Raw genomic sequence first — 24073 nt, 5'->3', positions numbered from 1 at the left:
CCTGGTTACTTTTGTTGAACTCTCTCGGAGTTGGGTTAATCGGTTTATTCGAATAACCAGTCGATGTTTTTTTGATTACCGGCCAATCCGCCGTCGAATACCGGAATTTCCTGAGCCCCTTCCACAAAACCCAGCAGTACGCACTGGCCCCGACCCAGGTGTAAGGTATGATTACCGGGAGCAAACGTGAACGCATGTACGTGTACGGGCGGGAAGCCTTCGATCTGGATAGCGTTGGAAATCTTGATTTCCGCCTGCCCGTAATCGTTGGCACTGGCGTCGGTTTCCAGCTCGGGTGCCCACAGGTACGCCGGATTTTTTTCGTTGTAAAAACCCACTAGCAGTTTCACGAGCTTATCGGTACGGAAGGTCAGCGTGGTACGCTCCGACCGCTGCTGTTTCTTACTCATTTTCAGGCCTTTCAGATCTTTTAGTTCAGGCGTCAGAGCGACGATTTTTGCCAGCGTATCGGCGTAAATGCTTTCGCCCGCTTTTACCGGGAAGTAGCTGGCGTTCGTCAGTTGGACCGTCGCGGGTTTAAAAGCCAGTCGCTGCTGAGCGGTGGCCCCCGTATGAGCTTTGAGCGAGTCAATCTTCCGTTCGAAGGTCCGGAGTTCCTTTTCAAAAACGGGCAGCATTTCGTACCAGTTTTTGTACGTCGCGTTGACGCCCCGCATCGGAATTTTCCGCTGGGCCGTTTGCATACTGTTGGCGTAGAGATAAGTATCTTTCGTCAGTTTCGTTAGCTCCGCGTAATGAGCCACGCTCGATTTTAGCAGCGGTAAGGCTTTTTCCAGATCCTCGACTTTGCCGGAATACTTGTAGCGTAGCACCGCCACAGCCGCCCGGGCTTTGTCGGCGTAAAACTGAGCCATGGCGTTCTGTGCGTAGACATCGTTTCGTAACCGCTTAAATTCTTCCTGATCTTTGGTGACGGCGGGCGTCGCTTCGTCAATGGCTCGCACGGCTTTCTTTCCGTGTTCAACCACTTCCTCCGCTACCCGAATCGGCGTTTCTCCAAGGTGCTTCTCCTGCTTCGCTTCTTTTTCCGCGTACTCAATGATCATCTCGCCCTCGGGAGCTTCCGATTCGTACAACAGCGTGAAGAGGCCGTACCGCCAGGGGTTGATGAGTTGCGTCATCAGCATACCCAGCGTGAGCGTTTGACGGTTGCCGTCGGTGATACCGTACCGCCGTAACAATTTCGGTGAAATCTCGCCCGTTTGTTCGTAGGCTTCCAATACGGCCTTGCCTTTTTCCAGCGGCAATCCGTATTTCTGAGCCAGCTCATGGCCCCAATACGCGACTTCTCCCGCCCGATCGCGATTGGCTTTCCAGGCGTAGCGAGCCCAGGTCTGGTACCAAATCCAGTCGCGGTCGACCTGTAGCAAACGTTTGGGTGCGGCATCAGCGGCGTAGGGCCAGTCCCAGTACGAAGCCTGCGGGTACAGGTGCAAACCATTGGCTCCGTAAACGTTGTGCATGGCCTGTACGGACTTTTGCACGAAGTCCGCCGAACCGTAGCGGAAAGGCTCCAGATTGGCCAGAATGTGGACGTTTTCAATGTGTACCGTACCGATATTACTCAACGTGCGGTGCAGCTCGGCCCACTTTCCCCGGGGAGTATACGTCGTCAGAGCCTCGCCGTTAAATTTCGCCATCGTGTACAGATTCTTGTACAAAGGCAAGGCTGATTTCATAACGCGGGGAGCATCCGTATCGTGAGCCCGCAGTACAATGGGCGGTTCGGTTTTCTGTCCAATCGTTTTTAAACCGTCCTGTACGCCGGGAATGATGGTCTTCGTAAACCAGTCCACATCGTCCTGCCCTACGCCTTCCATGGCTTCGCCCAGGGTGATGAGCAAACCAACATTGGGGTACTTGGCCACGAAAGCAGTGATGGATTTCCGCGTGTAATCGGCCATGAGCGGCGTGATGGGTCGCTCCCGATCCTGCGTTTTCAGGTTATGTTTTTCGGCGAATGGTTTCGACAACAGAATGTTATAAAACATCTGAATCACCCAGATGCCGCGTTTATCCGCTTCCTGCGTCAGGAAACGGAACATTTCTTCATTTTTTTTAAACGTCGCATCGTCCACTTCTACGGCGTACGGGTATTCCTTGAGTTTCACCAGGGAAGCAAAGGGGTGGCCGTTCCAGAGATACAGGGAGTTATAGCGGTTTTCCACCATCATATCCAGGTACTGAATCCACAGCTCTTTGTCGTAAAACCAAGGGAACGTTTCGGGCGTATACGGATACTCATACACCGTACGTCCCGGCAGATAGTACGGTTTCTGGATGCCAATGCAGGTACCCCGCAGCACCATTTCGGGCTGGTCGGTCAGATGCAGGGTTTCGGGTAGTTGGGGTTGCAGACGGGAAGCCAGCTCCAGACATCCGTACAGGGCTCCGGAAGCGTCGCTGCCTTTGATGAACCAGGGCTGCCCTTTTTCTTTGTGCAGGACGAACCCCTCCTTGCCGCTTTTTTCGGTAACGGACTGAACCAGAACGTCACCGGCAATTCCAATACGAATTTGTGACGGGTCGGCTTTTAGCTGATCCTTGCGGACCAGGGTGACCTGATAGCCCGCCGCCTGTAGTTTCTGCTGTAATTTTTCGGCTCCAAAGCTGACCCGTTCCGGGCTTTTCGACGGCAATACCAGGGTCAGTTTTTGCTGAGCCTGCCCCTGAATATGGAAAGCAAAAAGAAGGGAAAGGAATAGAAAGAATCGATGCATAGTAAATGTTCAGAACGAATGAATTACAAAACTACCAGCGTAAGCCAGCCTGATTATCTAACATTTTCTCTTTTAATTGTACCATCTTAGCCAGAGCCTTGCGGACATTTTGCGTGTAATGGTCGGCGTATGTTTCTTTGGTCTTTTCTAAAGTATCGCCAGGCTTCCTCACTTATTACTACCATATTTCGGGGATACTGGCTTTATTTTTCCAGAGATTCCGCTGGCTATTCAATTCATTGCATGATGGGTATATTCAGACTTTCGTTAGTTGCTGCACTTCTGTGGTCTTTGTCCGGAGTTCGTGCTCAAACGCCTTCGCTAACATCCTATAATGTAGTTTGGGACACGCCCAGTCGGAACGCTTCGGAGTCCATGCCCTGCGGCGGTGGTGACGTAGGTTTGAACGTCTGGGTAGAACAGGGCGAGCTGCTTTTGTACGTAGCTCGCAGCGGCACCTTCGATCACAACAATACGCTACTAAAACTAGGACGCGTTCGGGTGCGACTTTCCCCCAATCCTTTCGAATCTGGAACCCGTTTTCGCCAGGAACTTCGGCTGCAGGAAGGGCACGTACGCATCACGGGTAGCAAGGGTACACACACGGCTCAGATCGATGTTTGGGTGGACGTTTTTCGACCCGTCGTTCACGTAGATATAAGCAGTAATCGGGCCGTTCAAACCCAGGCAACGTACGAAAGCTGGCGGTACGCCGACCGTCCCGTGAAAGGCAAAGCCAACCATGCGAACTCGTATAAATTTGCTCCGCAGGGTGAAATCGTCACGCGAAAGGACGAAGTACAGGCTCAGGAAAATGAAATTCTCTTCTACCACGCCAACGGTTCCGGCCCTTCGGTATTCGACGTAACGGTACGCCAGCAGCAACTCGATTCGGTCAAGAATCAACTATACAATCCGCTAAAAAACCTGACGTTTGGGGGCGTCCTTTCAGGACCAGGGATGAAAACGGCGGGTACAGTTGAGGGGAAGTACCAGGATACGGACTTTCAGGGGCACCAGCTCGTTAGCCTACGCCCCCAGCGGCAACAGTCGCTCACAATTCATTTACACACGGCTCAACATGAGTCGTTTCACGAATGGGAAAAAGGATTGACAGCTCTCCAGAACGAATCCGCCCAAACGGCCCGTTCAGCCCGAAAAGCGACGCTGGACTGGTGGAAAGCCTTCTGGGAACGCAGCTTCATTTCCATCGGAGCGGCGAATACCACCGAATGGAAGGTAGGCCGCAATTATCAGTTGTTCCGCTACATGTTGGGCTGCAATGCCAGTGGACACTGGCCGACCAAATTCAATGGTGGCCTCTTTACTTACGATCCCGCTCTGACGGATTCTTCGATGAAATTCACGCCCGATTTTCGGAACTGGGGCGGCGGTACGCATACGGCCCAGAACCAGCGACTGGTGTACTGGCCGATGCTGAAAAGCGGCGACTGGGCCTTAATGAAGCCACAGTTTGCCTTTTACCAACGGACGTTGGCTAACGCCGAACTACGGACGCGGGTGTACTGGAAACACGCCGGGGCCAGCTTCACGGAACAACTGGAAAACTTTGGATTACCCAACCCCGCGGAATATACCTGGAAGCGGCCGGCGGGCTATGATCCGGGCATGGAATACAATGCGTGGCTGGAATACGAATGGGATACAGTACTGGAATTTTGCCTGATGATGCTGGAAACCGAGCGGTACGCCGGAGACGCCATTCAGGCCTACGTACCGTTCATTGAAAGCTGCCTGACGTTCTTCAATGAGCATTACCAGTATCTGGCGAAAAAACGCGGAAGTAAGACGTTTGATGGAGCTGGAAAGCTGATTCTTTATCCCGGTTCGGCGGCAGAAACGTATAAGATGACGTATAATGCCACTTCCACGATTGCCGCCCTAAAAACGGTAGTAACCCGACTGCTGGAACTGCCTGATTCGTATCTGAATCCGGAAAAACGACAACACTGGCAATTGATGCTGACTCGAATTCCGGGTATCAGTTTTCGCAGCTTCGAAGGTCATCCGACACTGGCCCCCGCCCAGCTTTGGGAACGCATTAACAATATCGAAACGCCGCAGCTGTATCCGGTATTTCCCTGGCGCACGCACGGCATTGGCCGGGCCAATCTGGATACGGCGATTAACACCTATCGTTACGATCCCGATGCGTTGCGGTTTCGAAGTCACGTGGGCTGGAAACAGGATAACATCTTCGCCGCCCGACTTGGACTCCGGGACGAAGCCGCCCGCCTGACTTTACTGAAACTCCAGGATTCGGGCCGTCGCTTTCCCGCCTTCTGGGGCCCCGGCTACGACTGGACACCCGACCACAACTGGGGCGGCTCGGGGATGATTGGGCTGCAGGAGATGCTCCTACAGGCCGATGGCCGGAAGTTGTACCTTTTTCCCGCCTGGCCCCAAAACTGGGACGTACATTTCAAACTCCACGCCCCCTACCAAACGACAGTAGAGGGCGTGCTGAAGAATGGGAAATTGGAACAACTGAAGGTATGGCCCGAGGAACGACGGAAGGATGTGGTGTTGCTGTTGCCGGAATAGTTTGGTTTCTCGTTTTCCCCGCATTGCATGCGGGGAAAACACATTCACATCACGAAAAAACTTTACCGAACCACCGGCAACCATACCGCCATTTCCGAATGCCCCCGGTTACTCCAGGCGTAGTACGGAATGAGGCGAACGGTAGTAGGTGCAGGCTTGAGCGTCTGGAGCGGTCGATAGAGCTGCTGGTTCCAGTTCGTAGGCGTTAGCGGGCGAGCCTTTCCTTCCAGTACCATCACTTCGGTCCCTTCCACTCGCAGCGGCTGGGTTTTCCAGGTCGTTTCGGTTAATAAAGCCACCTGATCCGTGGGTACGGAAGGATTATCTACGGATTCTAGGCAGTACACCAGTGGTCCGCGTTTCACGGCTACCTGATTGCGGGTTTCTTCCACCAGCGGGTTGGATTCCATCAATTGTACGGGCATGGGCAATTTGATTTCTACCACATCGCCTGTTTTCCAAGTTCGGCGAATTTCCACGTACGTACCGGACGTCGCGGATTGCGTTTTTCCGTTTACGCTCAACGTCGCTCCCGTACACCAGCCCGGTATTCGCACAAAAAGCGAATAGGCCCGCGTCGGCACTTTCTCCATACGTACCTTGATCGTACCTTGCCAGGGATAGTCCGTTTCCTGCGAAACAGCCAGTGGCGAACCATCGGACAGCTTTGTGTTCAGCCGATTACTGCCGTATAAATTCAGCCATAAACCCTCATCCGACGTGCTATACAGATAATTACTGACCTCGGCAATCGTCCGGACGGCATTCGGTGGACAGCAGTTGGACAAAGCGATGTACGGCGAACGCCCCCCCATCCAACGCATCTGATACGGGTAAGCATCCGAAGCCCGCAAAGGGTTGGTGTAGAAGAACTTCGTTCCGCCCAGATCAATGCCCGAAAGAATGCTATTGTACAAAGCCAGCTCCATCACATCCGCGTATTTGGCATCGCCCGTAATTTGTAGCATCCGGTAATTCCAGAGCAGATTCCCAATATTCGCACAGGTTTCGTTGTGGGCCGACAGGTTGGGTAGCTGATACGCTTTTCCGTAAGCCTGATGAATTTTCTGAACGGTATCCGGCTGGTACGAAGTTCCCTCGGGCGATACGCCATCGTACAAAGCTCCACAACCACCCGTGATGTACATTTTGCGGTTGACGACGTCGTCCCAAACCAGATCGAGCGTAGACAGCAGCGTACTATCTCCCGTTTCGGCGAATACGTCAGCGGCTCCGGCAAAGAGGTAATTAGCTCGTACGGCGTGTCCAATCACTTTCTTCATCTCGCGAAACGGTACGCGGTCGGAGTTGTCGTCCGTACCTTCGCTCATTCCCCGAATATTGATAAGCTTCTGGGCCAGATCCAGATATTTCGGCTCGTGCGTGGTTCGGTACATTTCCGTAATGCCCATGTAGTGGGAGGGACAAATGGCATTACGAGCCTGCTCAGGACTGGCTTTAGTATAGAAATCAATCAGGAAATCACTGGCTTTTCGGGCAATGTCGAGAAAGCTCGTCTGACCCGTAGCCCGGTAATGAATGCAGGCGGCAGTCATCAGGTGGCCGAAGTTGTAGGCTTCAAAACTGAGTTTGTCGTCAAACATCTGCTTCTTACCCGTCTTCTTCTGCTCGATGATCGCTTTCGTATAAATGTATCCGTCGGGCGTTTGAGCCTTGCCGATGACGGCAATTGCCTCGTCCATGTGCTTTTTCAGCTTCGGATCTTTGGTCAGGGCGTACATACTCGCTACCGATTCGAGCGTCTTGTAGAAATCACCATCGTGAAAGGACGGTCCTTTGAAAGCTCCAGATTGAAGTCCAGCGGCTACTTCAAAATTGCGGTAGGCGTGACTGACGTCCGCGTCAGTATAAGTTTTCCAGAGTTGGGGTACCATGGAATCCCGGCATACCCGGAAGCGGTCGGCCCAGAAGCCCGTCGTCCACTGCACGGCATCAAGATCCAGGCTACGGAGGCGGGAAAATTTACTTTGGGAAGTATTAACCAGACTGTTGGTCTGGGCCAGACTCAGGGTACTACAACCCACCAGTCCGGCGATGGAAATACGGCGAATGAGGTTAAGCATGGTAAGCAGGCACTTTAGTACGAACAAACGCGGATACAGGGCGTAGTCAAAAGTAGGCAATTACCGACTGGCAAAGCTCCGGGAATTTTACCAGAGGCTGTAGGATGTTAGCCTCTTTGCCGGGAACCGTTTATTTTTGAAGGCAATCAGCGGCACCGTACGCCGCCTGTCTTTTACTCGCATGTAGTTATGAATCAACGACGGCCCATTCGCGAACAAGAAGTAGCACTCATTCACCATATGTTGCAACACGTACAGCTCAACCCGGCAGACTATCCCATCGACGAACTAGTGGAAGAATACGAAGGGGGGAAAATGGGCAGTATCTCGCTCGGCGGTAATCCCGAGGCTTATGCAGGTGACGTAGTACGGGTCAATTACATCGACTCCGACCAGACGCCCGTCGTCATTACCCTCACTAAAGACGAACGCAATCGACTGCTGGACCTAGATTTCTGGAAAGTGGATTTTTCGAAATTGCTGGAGTATCCTACACCCGAAAAGGTGGTGTTTCAGTAAGTCGCTCAGACGTAGAAAACGGGCTACCCGGCTCTACCCAAAATCCCTTCAGAACACTAAAAGGCCTCGGTTGATTTATCAACCGAGGCCTTTTAGATCGTGTTTATTAGTCAGCTGACGAACTTAACTTGCTCATCGAAGCTTTGAAGTTCTTTAACATTACATCAAGCGATTTAGTATTGAAATCAGAATATAGAGAAACGTTATTCGGCAGTCGTTCAACACGACTGAAGAAGCTATTTTCTTAAGGCATCACCCAAGATGTATACTTTCACAAACCTTGTCTTTAAAAACAAACCTAAGTCGTATCCTTAATTATTATTTATCAACTTATTAAGTAAATTTTTATAGCACTCTTGTAAAAATGAATTATTCTCAGGATTTCACTTCCTTTATTTGGTATCTAACTCATAAGGCGATAATTTCCTGACAGGTTACCTTTCAGAAATTAGCTATGTTCATCAAAATCTAGTGAATATAAGCCATTTATATCGGTGAGAACTACTAGAAAGATTTGCTTTAGAAGGCATGAAAGAAGTAAAGTTTAAGTACCTACACTTAGAAAATTATCATTTCATGATTAACTCTTCATAATACACACCTATATAGAAATGAGCAGTCGTCGCCAGACTGTCTATTAGAAGTAGCCTCACTAGTAAAAAAGATCGGTACTCCTGCCTGTGCTTTTGAAGAACTCAGGACCAAGACCAGATCAAGTTTAGTTAAATCGCCAAGTCCAAGGAGCTTATTAGTTGCCCATGCAAACCTTTATAAATGTCACGATGCTGGCCGCATCCGGTGAAGGCAAGACCACGTTTCTGTCTTCGATGGATGATAACATCCGCCGCGATTTGGCCAGTAGTATCGGTTTAAATCTAACCCTAGACTCCCAGTTAGCTGCTCAGTTAGATCAAAATAGAGAAAAACTCATTGCATCACTGGGCAAGGGAACCATCACTTACTTTGATGGTATTCAATCAACGGAAGCAGTCGCTACCTATCCGTTAGAAATTTCTCACAAAAATTCAGAACCTTTTCTGGTCGTTTCGTTCAACGATATTCCGGGAAACTGGATTACCGATGCTACGGAGAAAGTGGTAAAATTCATTCAGGAATCTTCCGTTATTGTTATTCCTATTGATTCCTCAGCCGTCATGAACGACATGCAGGACTGTAAAGCCAACGTCCAAAATTTATTGCAGGTACTAAAGCTGGGGCTGGAAAAAAATTCGGATACAAAACTGGTTTTGTTTATTCCCACCAAATGCGAGACGTATCTGGTCAATGATACGCTGACCAAGGATTTAACGCTGAAAATTTTTGAAGTGTACCAGAAAATTTTTGACTTTCTGGGCCTTCAGGAAAACCTTAAATCAGCCCTTATTCCGATTCAGACGCTGGGGAATGCTTCGTTCATGTACCACAAAAAGGTGCAACTCATTCATACCAATACGGAAGTATGGAAACCCGTATTTAGTGTAACCCAACGCAATCAATACAATCCTCAGCATATTGAATATCCTTATCTCTACTTATTCTCCTTCATTTTCGAACAGTATTATTTAAAAAGAAAAAAGGGCTTAATCGGCTTTTTCAGGAACCTGTTTAAGGAACTCCATTACCTTAAATTAACCAATGAACGCTTGCACTCCCGGTGCCTGAATTACAGTAACCTGAAAGTGCTCAGATAAGCTATGAGGTGATTCCTCTCAGCGATTAGGCTGGTTACGAAGCCTAATCGCTGAGAGGCTCCTTTCGATGTACGTCGTTGGGAAATCCACTGAATCGTTCTCTTATCAATCAAAGGTTTTATCAGACGTTCGGGGTTCTCTTTGTATTTTCTTCCACCATTCGTATTGAATTAACTCAATGTCTAATTTTATTGTATCCAATATCCAGCAGATCATTCAGAAGCGGGGGCAGTTTGCGGATAAAATCACCCAGGACATGCAGCGGCTTTCGTTGATGAGCCACTCGATGTCGGTGTTGGAAAACGTCAAATTAAAAATATCGGATCATGCTTCCGACCAGGTCATCCAGGCCATCAACCGGGCTAATTTGCCGGCTTTGCTCAAGCGAATTGAAAAGGAGCAACAATACCTGGCTCAGCTCAATCAGCGATTTTCCCGGAAAACCATCAGCATTGGCGTAATTGGCAGAGCCCGTCAGGGAAAAAGCAGACTTTTGCAAAGCCTTTCCGGTCTGAACGCTCAAGTCATTCCCGATGGCAATGGACCGCACTGCACGGGCGTCATGAGTGTCATTGCCAATGATAGTCACAGAGCCCGGGCCTTGGTAGAATTTCACAGCCGGACGAGCTTTTTCCAATCAACGGTATCTCCGTACTTTCAGGAACTGGATCTAGCGTATAGCCCTGAAAACCTGGCTGAATTCGTTTCTCAGGCCTTGCCGGATCAGCCACAGGATACCAATCCGGTTACCGTAGCCCGGTACCAGAAGCTTCAGGAAATTCACCGTAACTTTTCCTCGTTCAATCACTTACTGACCGGGCTTACGCAGGAAGTACCCCTGCATCAGGTGCGACCGTACATTGCCCAGGTTAATGAAAACCGGGAGGCTAGTTACGCGTATCTGGCCGTTAAACAGGTGCACATTGATACGCCCTTTCCGTTGACGGAAGCAGGACCCATTACGCTCATTGATATGCCGGGTTTGGGAGATACGGGACTGGTCAATGAACAGAAATTGATTCGATCGCTGGCTAGTGATATTGATTTCATTCTCTTCGTTCGTAAACCCGATGCACTGGGAGCCGTTTGGGAACCCGCCGATCTGGACCTGTATCAATTCTGCGAAAACTCCCTGGAACAAATGGAGATTCCCGGAATCAGCTTGCCAGCCTGTTCCTTTCTGCTACTGAATCATACCCGGACCTTAACCGACAACGCCCGTAACTGTCAGGATTTAGAAGAAAGTGCGGGTCGTAATGGCTTGTTTTTTAGCAAAATCGTTACGGTAGACTGTGCCAGTGTTGAGGAAGTCGAAGAAAAAGTACTACGGGCCGTTCTGGATGACATGCAGGATAAACTCGATGACTGGGATCAGCAATATGCTCTGGAATACCAGCGAAAGATGTCCAGTATCGACGGAGCCCTCCATGAGGTAATCAACTATTTTAACGGAATTTTTACGCCTACCGACGACATGACGGATTTCGCCATTTTTAAAAGCTTATTCAATACCCTCTGGCAGGAACTGACCAATGCCTGCGAAGAGAATCTGAAGGAACTCAACGCCCAGCGTGACGCTCCCAACGTACAGATTCAGGAGAAATTCGATCAGATTAAACAATCGTGTTTGGCCTACGCCGCCAGTCTGACGATTCGGGATATTGAATTAAGCCGGAATGCCTTAGGTTCTTACAATAAAACGTACGAAGAGTATCTCAACGAACACCGTACGTTCATTACCAAAGAGTTTTTGAAACTGGGGGATACGCTCAATGAAGTCATCCATCAGGTTCGTCAACGCATTTTTGAAATTCTGAAAACGGAAGGTCGCCTGGCGGGTATTGCTCAGGCCCATGAGCCTTTTGAGGTAAGTCTGCTACGCGAGCTGGAATCCATGCCTTCGCTACACCTTCCCTTGCAGTCGTTCGCCCAGTTTCAGTTATCGTACCTCGGTTTTCTGCACTTCCGGATTCGGGAACACCTGGATATTCTGACGCCAGACTACGTCTCGGTTCGTTTGTCCCGGGAAGATACGGCCGAAGATATTCTTAACTACATCGTCAGCTCCGTTGAGGCCTGCCTGTACAAGATTCAGAATGAATTCGACGTCTGGGCAAAAGACCTGAATAAAATGTCCTTTGCTCTGGTGGAAGAACTGCTCGATCAGCTCTTCAAAGCTAAAAACACCAAGGACAACTGGGAAATTTTCTATCAGCGGAATCGCGTGCGAATCTGGGTGGAGACCTACGAAAAGGTCCATTTCAATCAGCAGGTGCTTCAGCAAAGCAATGAACAGGTAGATCGGTTGAAAAGCATTCTTTCGGCGGAATCCGAAGTCCGGTAGTCCTTCTAGGGTCTTAGCGTACTAGTAAAAACCTCATCAATCGGATTGATGAGGTTTTTTCATAGGTAAAAAGCTACTGAAGGTACATCAGAAATCGTAGACCGAGTCTCCCTTCTTACCCGATAGTCAACTTGCCGCTGGCAGCCCTCGTCCTGTAGTAGATCGTTTAGATACTGAGGTACTGAAAATAAAAGCGGCTTTTACAAGGGATGAACCCATTCGCAAGATTCTCCCCTGATTCTTTCATCCCAAGCTTTAGATGCCTAGATTTGAACATTCGTAATACGACCATTAATCTTTTCAAACCTCTATGCTCTCCTCTATTTTACGTACCCTGACGCTTGCCACGGTTACGCTTACAACGATTGGCGGGTCCGCGTACGCCGATGATAAAAATCCGCCCGCAGCTCCTACGGCTACGGCCCTCGAAGGACGTTGGGATCTGACCGTTCAGTCGGGTAACAACACCATGCCCTCCTGGCTAGAGGTGACCCATTCGGGTCATAACACGCTCGTGGGCCGATTTGTGGGCAGTAGCGGCAGTGCCCGTCCGATTTCTAAAGTAACCTTTACGGATGGTAAACTTAGCTTCGCCATTCCTCCCCAGTGGGAAAGAGCCACGCAGGATCTGGTCGTGAATGGAACGCTGGAAGGCGACAAGCTCAGTGGAACCATGACGACGCCTACGGGCCAAAGCGTTTCCTGGACGGGCGTACGGGCTCCTTCGCTGGCCCGCACCAAACAGCCGAACTGGGGCAAATCGATGGATTTATTCAACGGGAAAGACCTGAAAGGCTGGAAGGCCATGGGCCAGACCAATCAGTGGGTGGTGGAAAATGGCGTACTGAAAAGTCCCAAATCCGGCTCGAACATCCAGACGGAGCAGAAGTTTTCAGACTTTAAACTGCACATTGAATTCAAATATCCCAAGGGGAGCAACAGCGGCGTATACCTGCGGGGACGTTACGAAGTGCAGATTGTCGACAGCAAAGGACTTGAACCACAAATTGACATGTTGGGTGCCGTCTACGGTTTCCTGGTTCCTAATGAACTCCCGGAGAATGACGCGGATACTTGGCAGAGCTATGACATTACGCTCATTGGTCGACGGGTAACGGTCGCCTTAAACGGGAAAACCATTATCTGCGACACCACCATTCCGGGTATTACGGGTGGAGCCATCGACAGCAATGAAGCCGAGCCGGGTCCGATTTACCTCCAGGGTGATCACGGTCCGATTGAGTTTCGGAATATCCGAATTACGTTGCCGAAGGAATAGTCGAGTTTCCTGTCATTTATGAAAGAAGTCCGTAACTGTGGTTACGGACTTCTTTCTTTAGGGCTAGATCGAGTTAGAAATCAAGGCACAAAATAATACCGTCTCAGGAGTTGCATAGCTTCGGTTTCATCTTCGGCACAGGCTTGGCAGAAGGTTCCTACGCCATTGACGGGCCCTTCGTAGTGCCAGGAAAAAGTCTTTGCAGCGTATTTGCCCTTCAAATCGTACACCCGTAGCTGATTCCCTTGCGGGGAAAGCATTAAAACGAGTTGATTGGGAAACCGTACCTGAAAATGCCTTTTATCCTGTTTTAGGTAACGTAAGCGAAGCGTTTTACGATCCTTGCCGTACACGTATTGAATTTCAGCGGGTTGATTATTTTTTACCCAGAACGAGAATTCTTCGTAATTCTCTTGTCCGGGTGTACCGTAGGAAAAATTAGCTACGCGGTCATCGGCGGCCCGCACGCCCAGCGTAAGCATCAGAAAGGTGAGTAGCGTTTTCATGGGTTTAAGGTTTTGCAGATTCGATACAAAAAGTAATACCATTCACTCTAGTGATGGCTTCGATTCTGTATTTACCACCGAAAGAAAAAAGCGTACAGAAACGAGCCTACCAGAACAAATTCCACCAGCCAGATGTAGAGTACGTTACGTTTTAGCATTCCCCAGATGATGATGTGAACGACCACTGCTCCGAACAACAGTGGAACACCGAAGAAAAATTGTAGTACGTTGTTTTCTTCCCCCAGATGTAGCAGGCCCTGACCAATGATGAGCAGTCCGGCTCCGGCCATGAGAGTGAGCGGGGTTACGAATTCAAATAGCTTTTTCATGGAGAACAACCTTTTCAAGTTCGCTGAACTAAAGACTAGTTCTGAGCGAAATGCGTTAATCGAAAGGATTAAGCTAAGCCATTGATCATAAATCCATACACAATACCACGACTGATATTTACGGATATTTGGAAAAAACAATGCCCACCATCTCTCACCACGACCTTGTTTTTTCTCCAGGAATCCTGCTCTTTATCGAATGGATTTAGCATACACAGGCAATTCATTGCCACTACTTTATCACCCTCATCATTCACCGTTAGTGTGTATTGCCTGTAATAGTGTTCGAATTGAATGGTATCACTTTCATACTGCAGAGAGTCGCCCGTTGTATACGCAAAATCAACATTTCGAGCCTTCATTTCAGCGTTATAAACCTCCAGGCGTTCTTTTACTAAACGTTCAGCCAAAAGCAAATCCTGATCGGTAGGTACAAACGTTTTCTCCGAAGTGGACAGAATCGCAATTTTTTCCCGATTCAGCTTAGTGGCTTTCTGTGAATCTCTACAAGCTATCAAAAAGACTAACACCAATAGACAATAGACCCGTTTATGCATACTTACGATCATTGAAGAATGCGAAGCAACGCTTTTTTCATAAAAGTCAAAAAAAAAAGTTGCCAGTCAGCACCCTCCTCTATGTTAGGCTTTTGTACTCACGTTCGAACATTTTCATAGAAAAGATGTATTCTTGGCATCGAAATTTTACAGAGCTATATGTTCAACTTTTATACTACTATCTATCTATGCGTTGGTTAGGAGGTCGCGAGAGCGATAACGTCGACGACCGTCGGAGCAGCGGCTCCGGTGGCCTGATCATTGGCGGTGGTATTGGTACCGTCGTCATTGCTTTAATTGTTACCCTGCTGGGTGGCGATCCTTCCAGTATCTTAGGCAATCAACAGGCTACGACGCAGGCTCCCGTCGATCAGCAGGCCGATGACGCCGCCGCTCAATTTACCCGTCGTGTACTGGCCAGTACCGAAGACGCGTGGACAAAGATCTTCGCCGAACAGAATGCTCAGTATCCCAAGCCGGTACTGGTCATGTACCGGGGCGTCACCTCCTCGGGCTGCGGTACGGCTCAGAACGCCATGGGGCCTTTCTACTGTCCGGCGGATGAGAAAGTCTACATTGATCTTTCGTTTTACGACGAACTGGCCGAGCGTTTTCAGGCTCCGGGGCAGTTTGCCATGGCCTACGTCATTGCCCACGAAATCGGTCACCACGTGCAAAAACAGATGGGTACGACCGACAAAATGCAGGCCATGCGACAACGGCTGAGCGAGAAGGAATATAACCGCTTATCAGTACGACTGGAATTACAGGCCGACTTCTACGCGGGCGTATGGGCCAACCGGGCTCAGGGCCAAAGTGTAGCCCTGGACGAGAAAGACATTGAGCAGGCCATCAACGCCGCTCACGCCATTGGCGACGACAAGATTCAGGAAGAAACGCAGGGTCGCGTCGTACCGGATGCTTTTACGCACGGTAGTTCAGCCCAACGCGTGTACTGGTTCAAAAAAGGGTTGAAAACCGGCGATATTAAACAGGGAGATACCTTCAACAGCAACGAAGACGCCAATCTTCAGTAACATCATTTCTGCTTGCTACAGGCTGCTATGGATTTTTAAAGAATCTATAGCAGTCTTTTTTTATTCCATCCTCCATCCATTGGCAAGCCTACACTTAGACGCTTGAAATATTTTATCTTGTAGGCATGAAAAAACCTCTGCTCTTTATTCTCACGCTCTGGTTGAACACCAGTTTTGCTCAATCGACGTTACCCCGCATCGCCATCGCGGGATTGGGTATTGAATCCAGTACATTTTCGCCCGCCGTTACGCACGAAGAGGCGTTTCACCCCAAAACGGGAGAGCAGGTTTTTACCTCCTACCCTTTTCTGACGCCCGATTCACCCCTGCGGCAGCAAGCTCAGTGGTTTCCTTCGCTAGTTGGCAAATCTATTCCCGGCGGAGCGGCTACGCGGGAGGCCTACGAATCGCTGGTCACGAAAATGCTGGACCTGCTCAAGCAAAACGCTCCCTATGATGGCCTGTACCTGGACATTCACGGAGCCATGAGCGTACAAGGCCTCGACGATCCCGAAGGCGATCTCATTACGCGAATCCGGCAGGTGGTGGGGTACAAAACTTTACTATCTACCTCGATGGACTTGCACGGTTGCGTCACCAAACGACTGGCCCAAAATACCGACCTCATGACCTGTTACCGCATGGCTCCCCATGAAGACGCTATGCAGACGAAAGAACGGGCCGTTCAACACCTCATCGACCGCCTAAAAAGTGGCAAGGGCAAACCCGCCTACAAAGCCTGGATTCCCGTACCGATTCTGCTGCCCGGTGAACAAACCAGCACCCGCATCGAACCGGGCAAAAGTCTGTATGCCGAAGTGGCTCCCCTCGCCGACAATAACCCCGGTATTGTGGATGGCGGCATCTGGATCAGCTACGCCTGGGCCGACGCTCCCCGCAATCACGGCGTCATCATGATGGTGGGTGACGATCAGGCGAAAGTGGCCAAGGCGGCCGAGAAGCTGGCGAAGCATTTCTGGGACGTTCGCTCGAAATTCGATTTTGTGGCCCCCGTAGGCAAGCTGGATGAGGTACTGTCGAAAGCCATCGCCAGCCAGAAAAAGCCCTTTTTTATCAGCGATACGGGCGACAACCCAACGGCCGGAGCGGCCGGTGATGTCACCTGGACGATTACGGAAATTTTGAAACGTCCAGAGTTCCGGAAAGCCGATGGTCCGACGCTGATTTATGCCTCCATTCCCGATCCTGCTTTTGTGAAGAAAGCCCAGGCTGTGGGTGTCGGTGGCTCGATTGAGGGTACGGCCGGAGCCATCGTCGATCACCGCTTTGCCAAACCTGTAGCGTTGAAAGGTACGGTTGAATCCATCGTGGAAGGCGACCGGGATGCCGTGGTGGAAGTGGTGGTCAAAGTGGGTAGCGTACACGTCATCGTGACGCAAAAACGCAAACCGTATCACAAAGAAAAAGACTTTACCCGCTTGGGACTTAAACCCCGCGAAGCGGACATTGTCGTCGTAAAAATCGGTTACCTTGAACCCGAATTATACAACATGCAAAAAGACTGGATCATGGCCCTGACGCCCGGTGGCGTCGATCAGGATTTGTACCGTCTACCCTACAAACACATCCAGCGGCCCATGTATCCTCTGGATAAAAACATGAAAACGCCGAATCTGTCGGCTCAGTGGATTCCGGTGTCGGGGAAGTAACTGTATTCCTACCGAACTATTGGGTGAAGCTTATGCTCAGCGATAGAAGAAGCCCCATGGTTTCAGGCGTCACCTGAAACCATGGGGCTTCTTCTCTTTCCAATTGTATATCCGCTGATCCCGATTTACAATCGGGATCTTAGGGGTCCAGCGTCTCCGACGCGTTATTCCGCCCCACCAATCCGTTCGTCGCAACAAAGATCGGCTTCCCCTTACTCCGCTTCTACAAAGCGACGTTCAAATTTCTGATACTGCCGTTCAAATGTCGTCTCGTAATTCTGGGCCAGCGTTTCCAGTTTCGCTTCGCGTAATTGCTGGACGATCCGGTTCATCTGAAACAAATTGACCCGTATATCCTCGGCATCGCCATTGCTGGAAAAGTAGTAATTCAGGTTTTCATCGCAGCGTTTCATCATCGTTTGAGCCATCTCAAGAGCTTTCTGTTTTTCACCCACGGAAATCAGGGGCCCAATGAAACTCGCTGAAATCTGATCGTAGGGAATTGCCTGATCCGGCATCACCTCCAGGCAACGATGCAAAGCCGCTTTCGCCGTATCCAGCTTTCCTTCCTGAATCAACTGGGTCGATAAGCGATAAAAAGCCAGTCGGGCCGACACGACGGGGATACCGCGAATGGTATCATCGTGGTAGACATCCGGGTTGTTCATACCCCGCCAGGCCATTTTGTGCATCATTTTATCGTACATCAGTTCCGTATTGACGAACCCATCGGTGGCTCCGGCTACCTTGAACGGCATCAGTCGATATGCGTACCCTTCGATTTGCATAAACTCTTTCAAACCCAGGTAATTAGCCGATGAGAGCGTCGAGGCAAAGTATACGGGCCGTTTAAACTGATTCTGAGCAATAATGTCCAGTTGAATCAACCGATCCTTGATGATGTCGTTCGTACCAAAATCCCAGGTCATCCGGTCTTCCGTAAACAACGGCTCCATGCCCTTCGCCACCACCCCCGATTTCTGAATCGTATCCCGGTCCAGCTTCAGCGAGAAAACCCGCGAAGGCAACACGTTGATCGTTCCCAGCGACGTTTCGGCCTGAATGGCGGGGTTGTTTTCACGAACTAGTTTCAGATACTCCGTTAGATCAATGCCTTCCTTGACATTCGGGTTTTCCGAGAAGATGATCTGATCGTTGATACCCGTCCGGAAGTTGTCCATCGCCAGTGAAATCGGCAACGGCTCCGATCCATCCGCTGGCTCCTTCATTTGCTGAATGTACCATTCCGTACCCAGTAGCGAAAGGCAGCACACGCGTACATCCTTCCGAAAACCTTCGACTTCCTGCACGTACCAGAGCGGGAACGTATCATTGTCGCCTCCGGTAAACAGAATCGCATTCGGAGCACAGGAACTCAACAGATTTCGGGCAAAATCAACGGCCGTGTACCGATGGGAACGGTCGTGGTTATCCCAGCTTTTCGCCCCCATCAATACGGGTACACCCAGAGCCAAAGCACCCGCTAGCGATCCGGCCAGTACCTGATGTTTCGTGATTTTCTGAACCAGATTTTGCAGGGTCAGTACGCCCAGTCCGGCCCATAGAGCGAAGAAATAAAACGACCCCGCGTAGATGTAATCGCGTTCGCGAGGCTCTACGGGTGGAGCATTCAGGAAAAACACCAGAGCCAGGCCCGTCATCAGAAAAGCAACGGCAATCACCAGCCAATCCTTATCCCCCTTGGTAAACTGCGTGAAAAAGCCCATCAGTCCCAGCATCAGCGGCAGGTAATAAAAGTTATCGTGTCCTTTGTTCGTACGAATACTTTCGGGCAGAGCTACGCTTTTGCCCAGCCGTGGGTACCAGTCGGCCCAGAGTTGATCACTTTCCCGACCCACGAAATTCCACAAAAAGTATCGCATGTACATAAAGCCCATCTGGCGGCTAAACATGTATTGCAGGTTCTGAAAAAATGTAGGCTTCTGGTACCGCGAGGGGTCCGTGGGGTCTTTGACTAAGCCCAGCGAGGCGGCATACAGGTCGGCATGACCGGGCAGCTGCGAGCCCATGCGGGGCAGGAAAGACTGCTGGTCTTTTTCCCAGATGTAGGCGGGTTCGTAGTCGTAAATTTGGTAGCGAGTCCCCTCGGTTTTGTACTGCGGCTTACCCCGTTTAAAATCCGTGACCCGAGCCGTAAACTGCGGTCCATACAGCAAGGAGCGACTTCCGTACTGATCCCGATTCAGGTAATGCAGGTAATTGATGAGATCAGAAGGGTTGTTTTCATTGATGGGCGTATGGAAGTTCGACCGGATCACGATGGACGTATACGAGCCATAACCAATCAAAATAAACAGCACCGAAAGCAGAGCCGTACTGAGCACGGGGCGTTTACGTTGCTGGGCGAAATAAACGCCGTAGCCCAGAGCCCCAAACACCAGCAACAGCCACACCACTACGCCCGAATGGAACGGGAAACCGAACGAATTGACTAGCAAACGATCCGTAGCAAAGGCAAGAGCCCCAAGACCGGAAAGCATCCCTCCGTTGATCAATCCGACCAGTAAAACCCCGACCAGTACCGCTCCTATGCTTTGTAAAAATGAAGGATTCTGCTTTTTACGGTGGTAATAAACCAAAGTCAGGGCTGGCAGAATGACCAGATTAACCAGGTGTATCCCAATGGAAATACCCGTCAGATACGCAACCAGAATAAGCCAGCGGTTGGCAGCCGCTTCCTCTTCGATCAGCTCCCATCGCAACATGGCCCAGAAGACCAGAGCGATCAAGAATGAAGACAAAGCGTATACTTCCGTTTCTACCGCTGAAAACCAGAAGCTATCACTAAAGGTGTACAGCAGGGCTCCAACCAGGCCCGCTCCAAAGATGCCAATGGCTTCACTTGCAGATACGGTAGCTGCCGTTTTACCGATGACTTTACGGCCCAGTAAGGTAAGCGTCCAGAACATGAACAGAATAGTACCGGCACTCGCCAGCACCGATACCATGTTGACCCAGTACGCGACCTGCGAGTGGTCACTTCCGGCCAACAGCGAAAACAATCGACCTAAAATCAGGAAAATCGGTGCTCCGGGCGGGTGTGGTACCTGAAGTTTGTACGAGCAGGCAATGAATTCGCCACAATCCCAGAAGCTGGCCGTGGGTTCGACCGTAAAAGCGTACGTAAAGAAGGCAACGGCAAACATGCCCCAGCCTAACCAGGTGTTGATACGTAAAAAGTTTTTCATAAGGTACAGCGAATATGTGAAAGGCTACGATAAGCAGGCCGAAAGTAGAACGCCGTACCAACGCTCTAAAAATCAGAACGTTAATAGTTGTTAAGAACTATGTTAAAAGTTGTTAGCGGAAAATGAAGGGTACATTCGAAACAGTTGCTTTCGGATTGTAACTCCGAAAGAACGTAGATTATAAACTTGGAAGAGCTAAGCGATCCAACGGCTAACTTTTGAGCCTAACAACATTGTCTGCCGTAGGAGTGTCACTTTGCTGGCAACAAACGAATGCCTAAATAATCACCGCAAATCATTCTTAAAAACGAATGTGTACTTTTACAGGCACTCTAATTATATCCGCATGCTTTCCCGACTTTTTTGTTTAGCCTTCATTGTTTTAGTGTTTAGCAGTTTCAGTATTGATCCCATTGAGAGAATAGGGATTAAAGGCCCGTTTACCTTCAATCAAACCCAATTCAAACTGGCCTGGACCGCTAAGCCAAACGATTTTTATTACATTCAGGAATACTTGCCCGCGAGCGAAACCCCGGAAAAATTTAACCAGATGATCACGTTTTATCTGCTTGATAAAAACGTTGAAGTAAAAGCAGCAGTAAGTCAGAAAGTAAAGGAATTAGAAAATCGCAAAAAAAACAGATCCTACGTGTAATTACGTGGTCAGCGAAAGTCCTGACGGAAAAGAATTTATCGTTGATTTTATTCTTAGTGAAAGCCAAGGAAACGAGTTAAGTACGGTCGAATTCAATGTCTATCGATACCAACGGGTTGAAATTCATCCGAATCAACCGGGTGTTCAGGTTTGTGCGTACTCCAAGCGGGCGTATGACAACGAGATCACTGCGTTCCTGAATCGCTTGAAAAACGACCGGGTGGCTTTTATCAATGAGATGATTAGCCTGAAGATTCCGACTGTTAAGCTGAGTAAATAACGGCTTTCACCACGCTTCGGATTAAACGTATTGGAATTCTATCGTTTTATGAAACGTGCTTTTATTCCTGATCGTAATACGTATAATCCTTTATAATTTTTCCCTTTTCAATCGTAAAAACGGTACAAATGGGTAACTCCCATTTGTTGCCGTCGGGCATGGAGCCGGAGGATACAAATTCAACAATTACCCGTTTATCACCGGAAGGGTACACACCCGTAATTTCATCGTGAATATCCGGCGTTTCCTTGTGCATGGCGGCGTACTTTTCAACGATTTGCTTTCGGGATTGCATCACGGCTTTCGTACCAAAGGCCGGATCTTTGAATTCGGTAGAATCGCTGTAGAGAGCCGCCATCCCTTCCCAGTCATGGGCGTTGAAACGTTCGTATACCTGCCGGGCGATGGTTTCGTTTTCAGGCATCTTCTTTTTTTCAGCATCTGGCTGACAAGCGACAGTAAACCAAGCCAGTAATCCCAGTACAAGTACTTTCATAAGCGTAGAAAAGGATTGAGTTTAGCACGGAATTTCGTTCGATTCTCCCCTGTTTATGATTTAGAAGTGAGCTATTTGCCTTAGCATTTACGCGTGAGGTTATTCTCCTTTCACCCTATTTTCCTGTACCCGCAACCGTACCATTTTCTCAATCAGCTCGTAGGGAATGGGTTGGGTAAGGGGAAACTGGGCAGAACCTTTCGCTTTTTTATACGGAGCAAGTTCGGCTTCGAAGGTACTAATACCCGAAGGTGTCGGATAAAAGCCGATATGATTTTTGTAAGCCGCAAAATGCACTAGATTTCCATTCAGGGTAAACGTCGGCATGGCGTATTTGATCGTTTCTTCGGCTTCCGGAGCGGCTTTTTTCACTACCGCACGAATTATGCTGGAGAATCGCCTGAACGTCGTCGGGAAAGCCGGCGATGTATTCATCGATGCTGGCCGGTGCGGTGCTTTTCATACCGATTGAAGATTTTCGCTTACTGATACAGCAAGGTACGTTTAATTTCGGCTTAATTTATACTTTAAGCTGAGGGGGTTGGGTTAAAGCCCAACCTTACAAAATAGGCCGAGCCTACGGCTCTTCAATGCCACACTCCTGACGAAACAGAGCTGTAGGCTCGGCACATTCGCTAAGAACGGATTTTAATCCGTTTACACAATTAGCGAGAGTAAGCTTCTTGGCCCCTGATTCGTATCTGCTTTACTTTTTTAATATTTTCCGGATTTTTACTTAATATTTTAATTAAGACAATATTTGTCTTTTCTTTTTTGTCTGAAATACGATCAATAATGATCCGAAGCAGATTGCTTTCATCAATAAAGTATTCAGAATAATCAGAAGTACAAACTTCTCCATCTATACTGAAAACAGCTGGCTTATTGCGTAGATCGGTATATTTGGATTTCAAATCACTTAAGGAAATAAGATTAGGTTTGTATGTACTTTTGGTCTTGATATATAGCTGATGCTCATAATCGATTCCCTTCATCTGTATTTTTTTATGCTCAACCGTTAAGCTTTCTATTTGTTGAGGTGGTATACCTGCGACGGGAATATTTCCTGCAAATTGATCATTTACAAAAACAGCCAGATTTTGATTTTTTAGTTTTACGGATTGGTCCAGATGAATTACCCGAAACACCGTATCCGGAAGTACTGGGATCGATGGGTTAATCGCTTTTCCAGCACCCTCTTTAGGCATTTGTCCATACACGGCTGTAGCTATAAAAGTAAATACTACGCAAAAAATGCATTTCATCGTTTTAGGGTTTAAAAGGTATTGAGGATTAGCGAATCGAGTACATTTATACGGCCAGATATCCTTTGGTTAAACCTGTAGTCCAGCAGTCTAAAAACCTCAGTATGTTCTTTCGCTTACGCCCTAGTCTGGTACTTTTGCTATTTTTGAAGACTTCGCACTGTGTGCGAAGCAAAGTAAATATCCTAAGTATGTTTGATGTATTATTTAAGTTTTTTTAAACTGTCTTTTTGTTTATTACGAATATACGTTCCCTTACTTCAACAAACTATATTTCTCAGCCATGCCCCGTTATCTCATTGCCGCTCTGCCGCCCGAATCGATTGCTGAGCCCATCTGGGTGTATAAACGCTACGTAGCCGAGCACTACGGCAGTGTTCGGGGCTTGCGGGTACTACCGCATATCACCTACGTCAGTCCATTTACCTTGCCCGAAAACGTATCTAGCTCGTCGTTGGAAGAACAGTTGGAATCTTTCTTGAGAAGCTTTCAGTCCGAATCTATTCAGCTGACTGATTTCGGGTATTTTTCCACCAAGCGGGGGCACGTGATTTACGTAGCCGTTGAAAAGACGGAACGCATGGAGCAACACTATCTTGCACTCGATGCATTTGTGCGGGAAACCCTGCAAGTATCCCTGCCACCTATCCATCCCGTATTCACACCGCACCTAACCATTGCGTACCGGGACCTGAGTCGCAGTCAGTTTGAACAGGCCTGGCCCTATTTTGAGCAGGAATCCTTTTCCACTCGCATGCCTTTAGATGCCCTCTGGCTGTTGCAACACACGGGCAAGCAGTGGGAACCGCTTCGAAAATTTGACTTTGCCAGTAACGTTTAACTCTT

The 24073-nt window shown here is 49.0% G+C and carries 18 protein-coding genes; 9 read left to right on the top strand and 9 right to left on the bottom strand.

Translation table 11 applies throughout. The features are described 5' to 3' along the window. Positions 1 to 44 precede the first annotated feature (44 nt). Complete coding sequence (locus C5O19_RS05445; RefSeq protein ID WP_104710334.1) at positions 45 to 2741, bottom strand: alpha-d-galacturonidase; 2697 nt, start codon at positions 2739 to 2741, stop codon at positions 45 to 47. A gap of 291 nt (positions 2742 to 3032) precedes the next feature. Between C5O19_RS05445 and C5O19_RS05440 the strand changes: the two genes are divergently transcribed. Further along, complete coding sequence (locus C5O19_RS05440) at positions 3033 to 5306, top strand: DUF5703 domain-containing protein (protein WP_243406333.1); 2274 nt, start codon at positions 3033 to 3035, stop codon at positions 5304 to 5306. 62 nt (positions 5307 to 5368) lie between these two features. Here the strand turns inward: C5O19_RS05440 and C5O19_RS05435 are convergent, their stop codons facing one another. Further along, positions 5369 to 7390, bottom strand: a complete 2022-nt coding sequence (locus C5O19_RS05435) for an aceric acid hydrolase (RefSeq protein ID WP_104710330.1) — start codon at positions 7388 to 7390, stop codon at positions 5369 to 5371. A gap of 189 nt (positions 7391 to 7579) precedes the next feature. On the opposite strand from C5O19_RS05435, the gene C5O19_RS05430 reads away from it, so the two are divergent. The 4 genes from C5O19_RS05430 (at position 7580) to C5O19_RS05415 (ending at position 13223) form a co-directional block, all read left to right on the top strand. Beyond that, the gene (locus tag C5O19_RS05430; RefSeq protein ID WP_104710329.1) at positions 7580 to 7909 is read left to right on the top strand and encodes a DUF6984 family protein; all 330 of its coding nucleotides are present in this window, start codon (positions 7580 to 7582) and stop codon (positions 7907 to 7909) included. Between the two features lie 758 nt (positions 7910 to 8667). Further along, complete coding sequence (locus C5O19_RS05425; protein WP_133163306.1) at positions 8668 to 9600, top strand: hypothetical protein; 933 nt, start codon at positions 8668 to 8670, stop codon at positions 9598 to 9600. A gap of 178 nt (positions 9601 to 9778) precedes the next feature. Continuing rightward, the gene (locus C5O19_RS05420; RefSeq protein WP_104710325.1) at positions 9779 to 11944 is read left to right on the top strand and encodes a dynamin family protein; all 2166 of its coding nucleotides are present in this window, start codon (positions 9779 to 9781) and stop codon (positions 11942 to 11944) included. 310 nt (positions 11945 to 12254) lie between these two features. After that, positions 12255 to 13223, top strand: coding sequence for a 3-keto-disaccharide hydrolase (locus tag C5O19_RS05415; protein ID WP_104710323.1), 969 nt, complete (start codon positions 12255 to 12257; stop codon positions 13221 to 13223). An 80-nt stretch (positions 13224 to 13303) separates the two neighbouring features. On the opposite strand, the gene C5O19_RS05410 is transcribed toward C5O19_RS05415, so the two are convergent. From C5O19_RS05410 to C5O19_RS05400, 3 genes are all read right to left on the bottom strand, one after another. Then, the gene (locus C5O19_RS05410) at positions 13304 to 13729 is read right to left on the bottom strand and encodes a hypothetical protein (RefSeq protein ID WP_133163305.1); all 426 of its coding nucleotides are present in this window, start codon (positions 13727 to 13729) and stop codon (positions 13304 to 13306) included. A 71-nt stretch (positions 13730 to 13800) separates the two neighbouring features. After that, entirely contained in the window at positions 13801 to 14058 is a 258-nt protein-coding gene (locus C5O19_RS05405) for a hypothetical protein (protein WP_104710319.1), read from the bottom strand. 68 nt (positions 14059 to 14126) lie between these two features. After that, positions 14127 to 14615 carry a hypothetical protein gene (locus C5O19_RS05400; protein WP_133163304.1) on the bottom strand — a complete coding sequence of 163 codons (489 nt, stop codon included), beginning with the start codon at positions 14613 to 14615 and terminating at the stop codon, positions 14127 to 14129. Positions 14616 to 14803: 188 nt separating this feature from the next. Here C5O19_RS05400 and ypfJ point away from each other — a divergent pair, with 188 nt between their 5' ends. Together ypfJ and C5O19_RS05390 are read left to right on the top strand one after the other, a co-directional pair. Then, positions 14804 to 15652, top strand: a complete 849-nt coding sequence (gene ypfJ, locus C5O19_RS05395) for a KPN_02809 family neutral zinc metallopeptidase (RefSeq protein ID WP_094808787.1) — start codon at positions 14804 to 14806, stop codon at positions 15650 to 15652. 125 nt (positions 15653 to 15777) lie between these two features. Further along, positions 15778 to 17322: a M81 family metallopeptidase gene (locus tag C5O19_RS05390; protein ID WP_104710315.1), complete on the top strand. Its 1545-nt coding sequence runs from the start codon at positions 15778 to 15780 to the stop codon at positions 17320 to 17322. A gap of 212 nt (positions 17323 to 17534) precedes the next feature. Here C5O19_RS05390 and C5O19_RS05385 read toward each other — a convergent pair whose 3' ends face one another. Further along, positions 17535 to 20531, bottom strand: coding sequence for a glycosyltransferase family 117 protein (locus C5O19_RS05385; protein WP_104710313.1), 2997 nt, complete (start codon positions 20529 to 20531; stop codon positions 17535 to 17537). A 659-nt stretch (positions 20532 to 21190) separates the two neighbouring features. On the opposite strand from C5O19_RS05385, the gene C5O19_RS05375 reads away from it, so the two are divergent. Continuing rightward, positions 21191 to 21466 (top strand): hypothetical protein, encoded by a 276-nt coding sequence (locus C5O19_RS05375; RefSeq protein ID WP_104710309.1) that lies wholly within the window; start codon positions 21191 to 21193, stop codon positions 21464 to 21466. A gap of 61 nt (positions 21467 to 21527) precedes the next feature. On the opposite strand, the gene C5O19_RS05370 is transcribed toward C5O19_RS05375, so the two are convergent. The 3 genes from C5O19_RS05370 to C5O19_RS05360 form a co-directional block, all read right to left on the bottom strand. Next, positions 21528 to 21962, bottom strand: a complete 435-nt coding sequence (locus C5O19_RS05370) for a nuclear transport factor 2 family protein (RefSeq protein WP_104710307.1) — start codon at positions 21960 to 21962, stop codon at positions 21528 to 21530. A gap of 99 nt (positions 21963 to 22061) precedes the next feature. After that, positions 22062 to 22397, bottom strand: a complete 336-nt coding sequence (locus tag C5O19_RS05365; RefSeq protein WP_317046476.1) for an iron chaperone — start codon at positions 22395 to 22397, stop codon at positions 22062 to 22064. 230 nt (positions 22398 to 22627) lie between these two features. Continuing rightward, positions 22628 to 23227, bottom strand: coding sequence for a hypothetical protein (locus C5O19_RS05360; RefSeq protein WP_104710305.1), 600 nt, complete (start codon positions 23225 to 23227; stop codon positions 22628 to 22630). A gap of 283 nt (positions 23228 to 23510) precedes the next feature. Here C5O19_RS05360 and C5O19_RS05355 point away from each other — a divergent pair, with 283 nt between their 5' ends. Continuing rightward, a complete protein-coding gene (locus C5O19_RS05355) occupies positions 23511 to 24068 on the top strand; it encodes a 2'-5' RNA ligase family protein (protein ID WP_104710303.1) in 558 nt (185 codons plus the stop codon). Positions 24069 to 24073 lie beyond the last annotated feature (5 nt).

This window comes from Siphonobacter curvatus, assembly GCF_002943425.1.
GTDB lineage: Bacteria > Bacteroidota > Bacteroidia > Cytophagales > Spirosomataceae > Siphonobacter > Siphonobacter curvatus.
Note: the sequence above shows the minus strand (reverse complement) of the source record. Positions and strands in the feature narration are given on the sequence as shown.

Coding starts and splice junctions, on each gene's coding strand:
- C5O19_RS05390 (WP_104710315.1), top strand. CDS start 15,778: ATGAAAAAACCTCTGCTCTTTATTCTCACGCTCTGGTTGAACACCAGT.
- C5O19_RS05355 (WP_104710303.1), top strand. CDS start 23,511: ATGCCCCGTTATCTCATTGCCGCTCTGCCGCCCGAATCGATTGCTGAG.
- C5O19_RS05405 (WP_104710319.1), bottom strand. CDS start 14,058: ATGAAAAAGCTATTTGAATTCGTAACCCCGCTCACTCTCATGGCCGGA.
- C5O19_RS05415 (WP_104710323.1), top strand. CDS start 12,255: ATGCTCTCCTCTATTTTACGTACCCTGACGCTTGCCACGGTTACGCTT.
- ypfJ (WP_094808787.1), top strand. CDS start 14,804: ATGCGTTGGTTAGGAGGTCGCGAGAGCGATAACGTCGACGACCGTCGG.
- C5O19_RS05445 (WP_104710334.1), bottom strand. CDS start 2,741: ATGCATCGATTCTTTCTATTCCTTTCCCTTCTTTTTGCTTTCCATATT.
- C5O19_RS05410 (WP_133163305.1), bottom strand. CDS start 13,729: ATGAAAACGCTACTCACCTTTCTGATGCTTACGCTGGGCGTGCGGGCC.
- C5O19_RS05420 (WP_104710325.1), top strand. CDS start 9,779: ATGTCTAATTTTATTGTATCCAATATCCAGCAGATCATTCAGAAGCGG.
- C5O19_RS05360 (WP_104710305.1), bottom strand. CDS start 23,227: ATGAAATGCATTTTTTGCGTAGTATTTACTTTTATAGCTACAGCCGTG.
- C5O19_RS05370 (WP_104710307.1), bottom strand. CDS start 21,962: ATGAAAGTACTTGTACTGGGATTACTGGCTTGGTTTACTGTCGCTTGT.
- C5O19_RS05425 (WP_133163306.1), top strand. CDS start 8,668: ATGCAAACCTTTATAAATGTCACGATGCTGGCCGCATCCGGTGAAGGC.
- C5O19_RS05430 (WP_104710329.1), top strand. CDS start 7,580: ATGAATCAACGACGGCCCATTCGCGAACAAGAAGTAGCACTCATTCAC.
- C5O19_RS05435 (WP_104710330.1), bottom strand. CDS start 7,390: ATGCTTAACCTCATTCGCCGTATTTCCATCGCCGGACTGGTGGGTTGT.
- C5O19_RS05385 (WP_104710313.1), bottom strand. CDS start 20,531: ATGAAAAACTTTTTACGTATCAACACCTGGTTAGGCTGGGGCATGTTT.
- C5O19_RS05400 (WP_133163304.1), bottom strand. CDS start 14,615: ATGCATAAACGGGTCTATTGTCTATTGGTGTTAGTCTTTTTGATAGCT.
- C5O19_RS05365 (WP_317046476.1), bottom strand. CDS start 22,397: ATGAATACATCGCCGGCTTTCCCGACGACGTTCAGGCGATTCTCCAGC.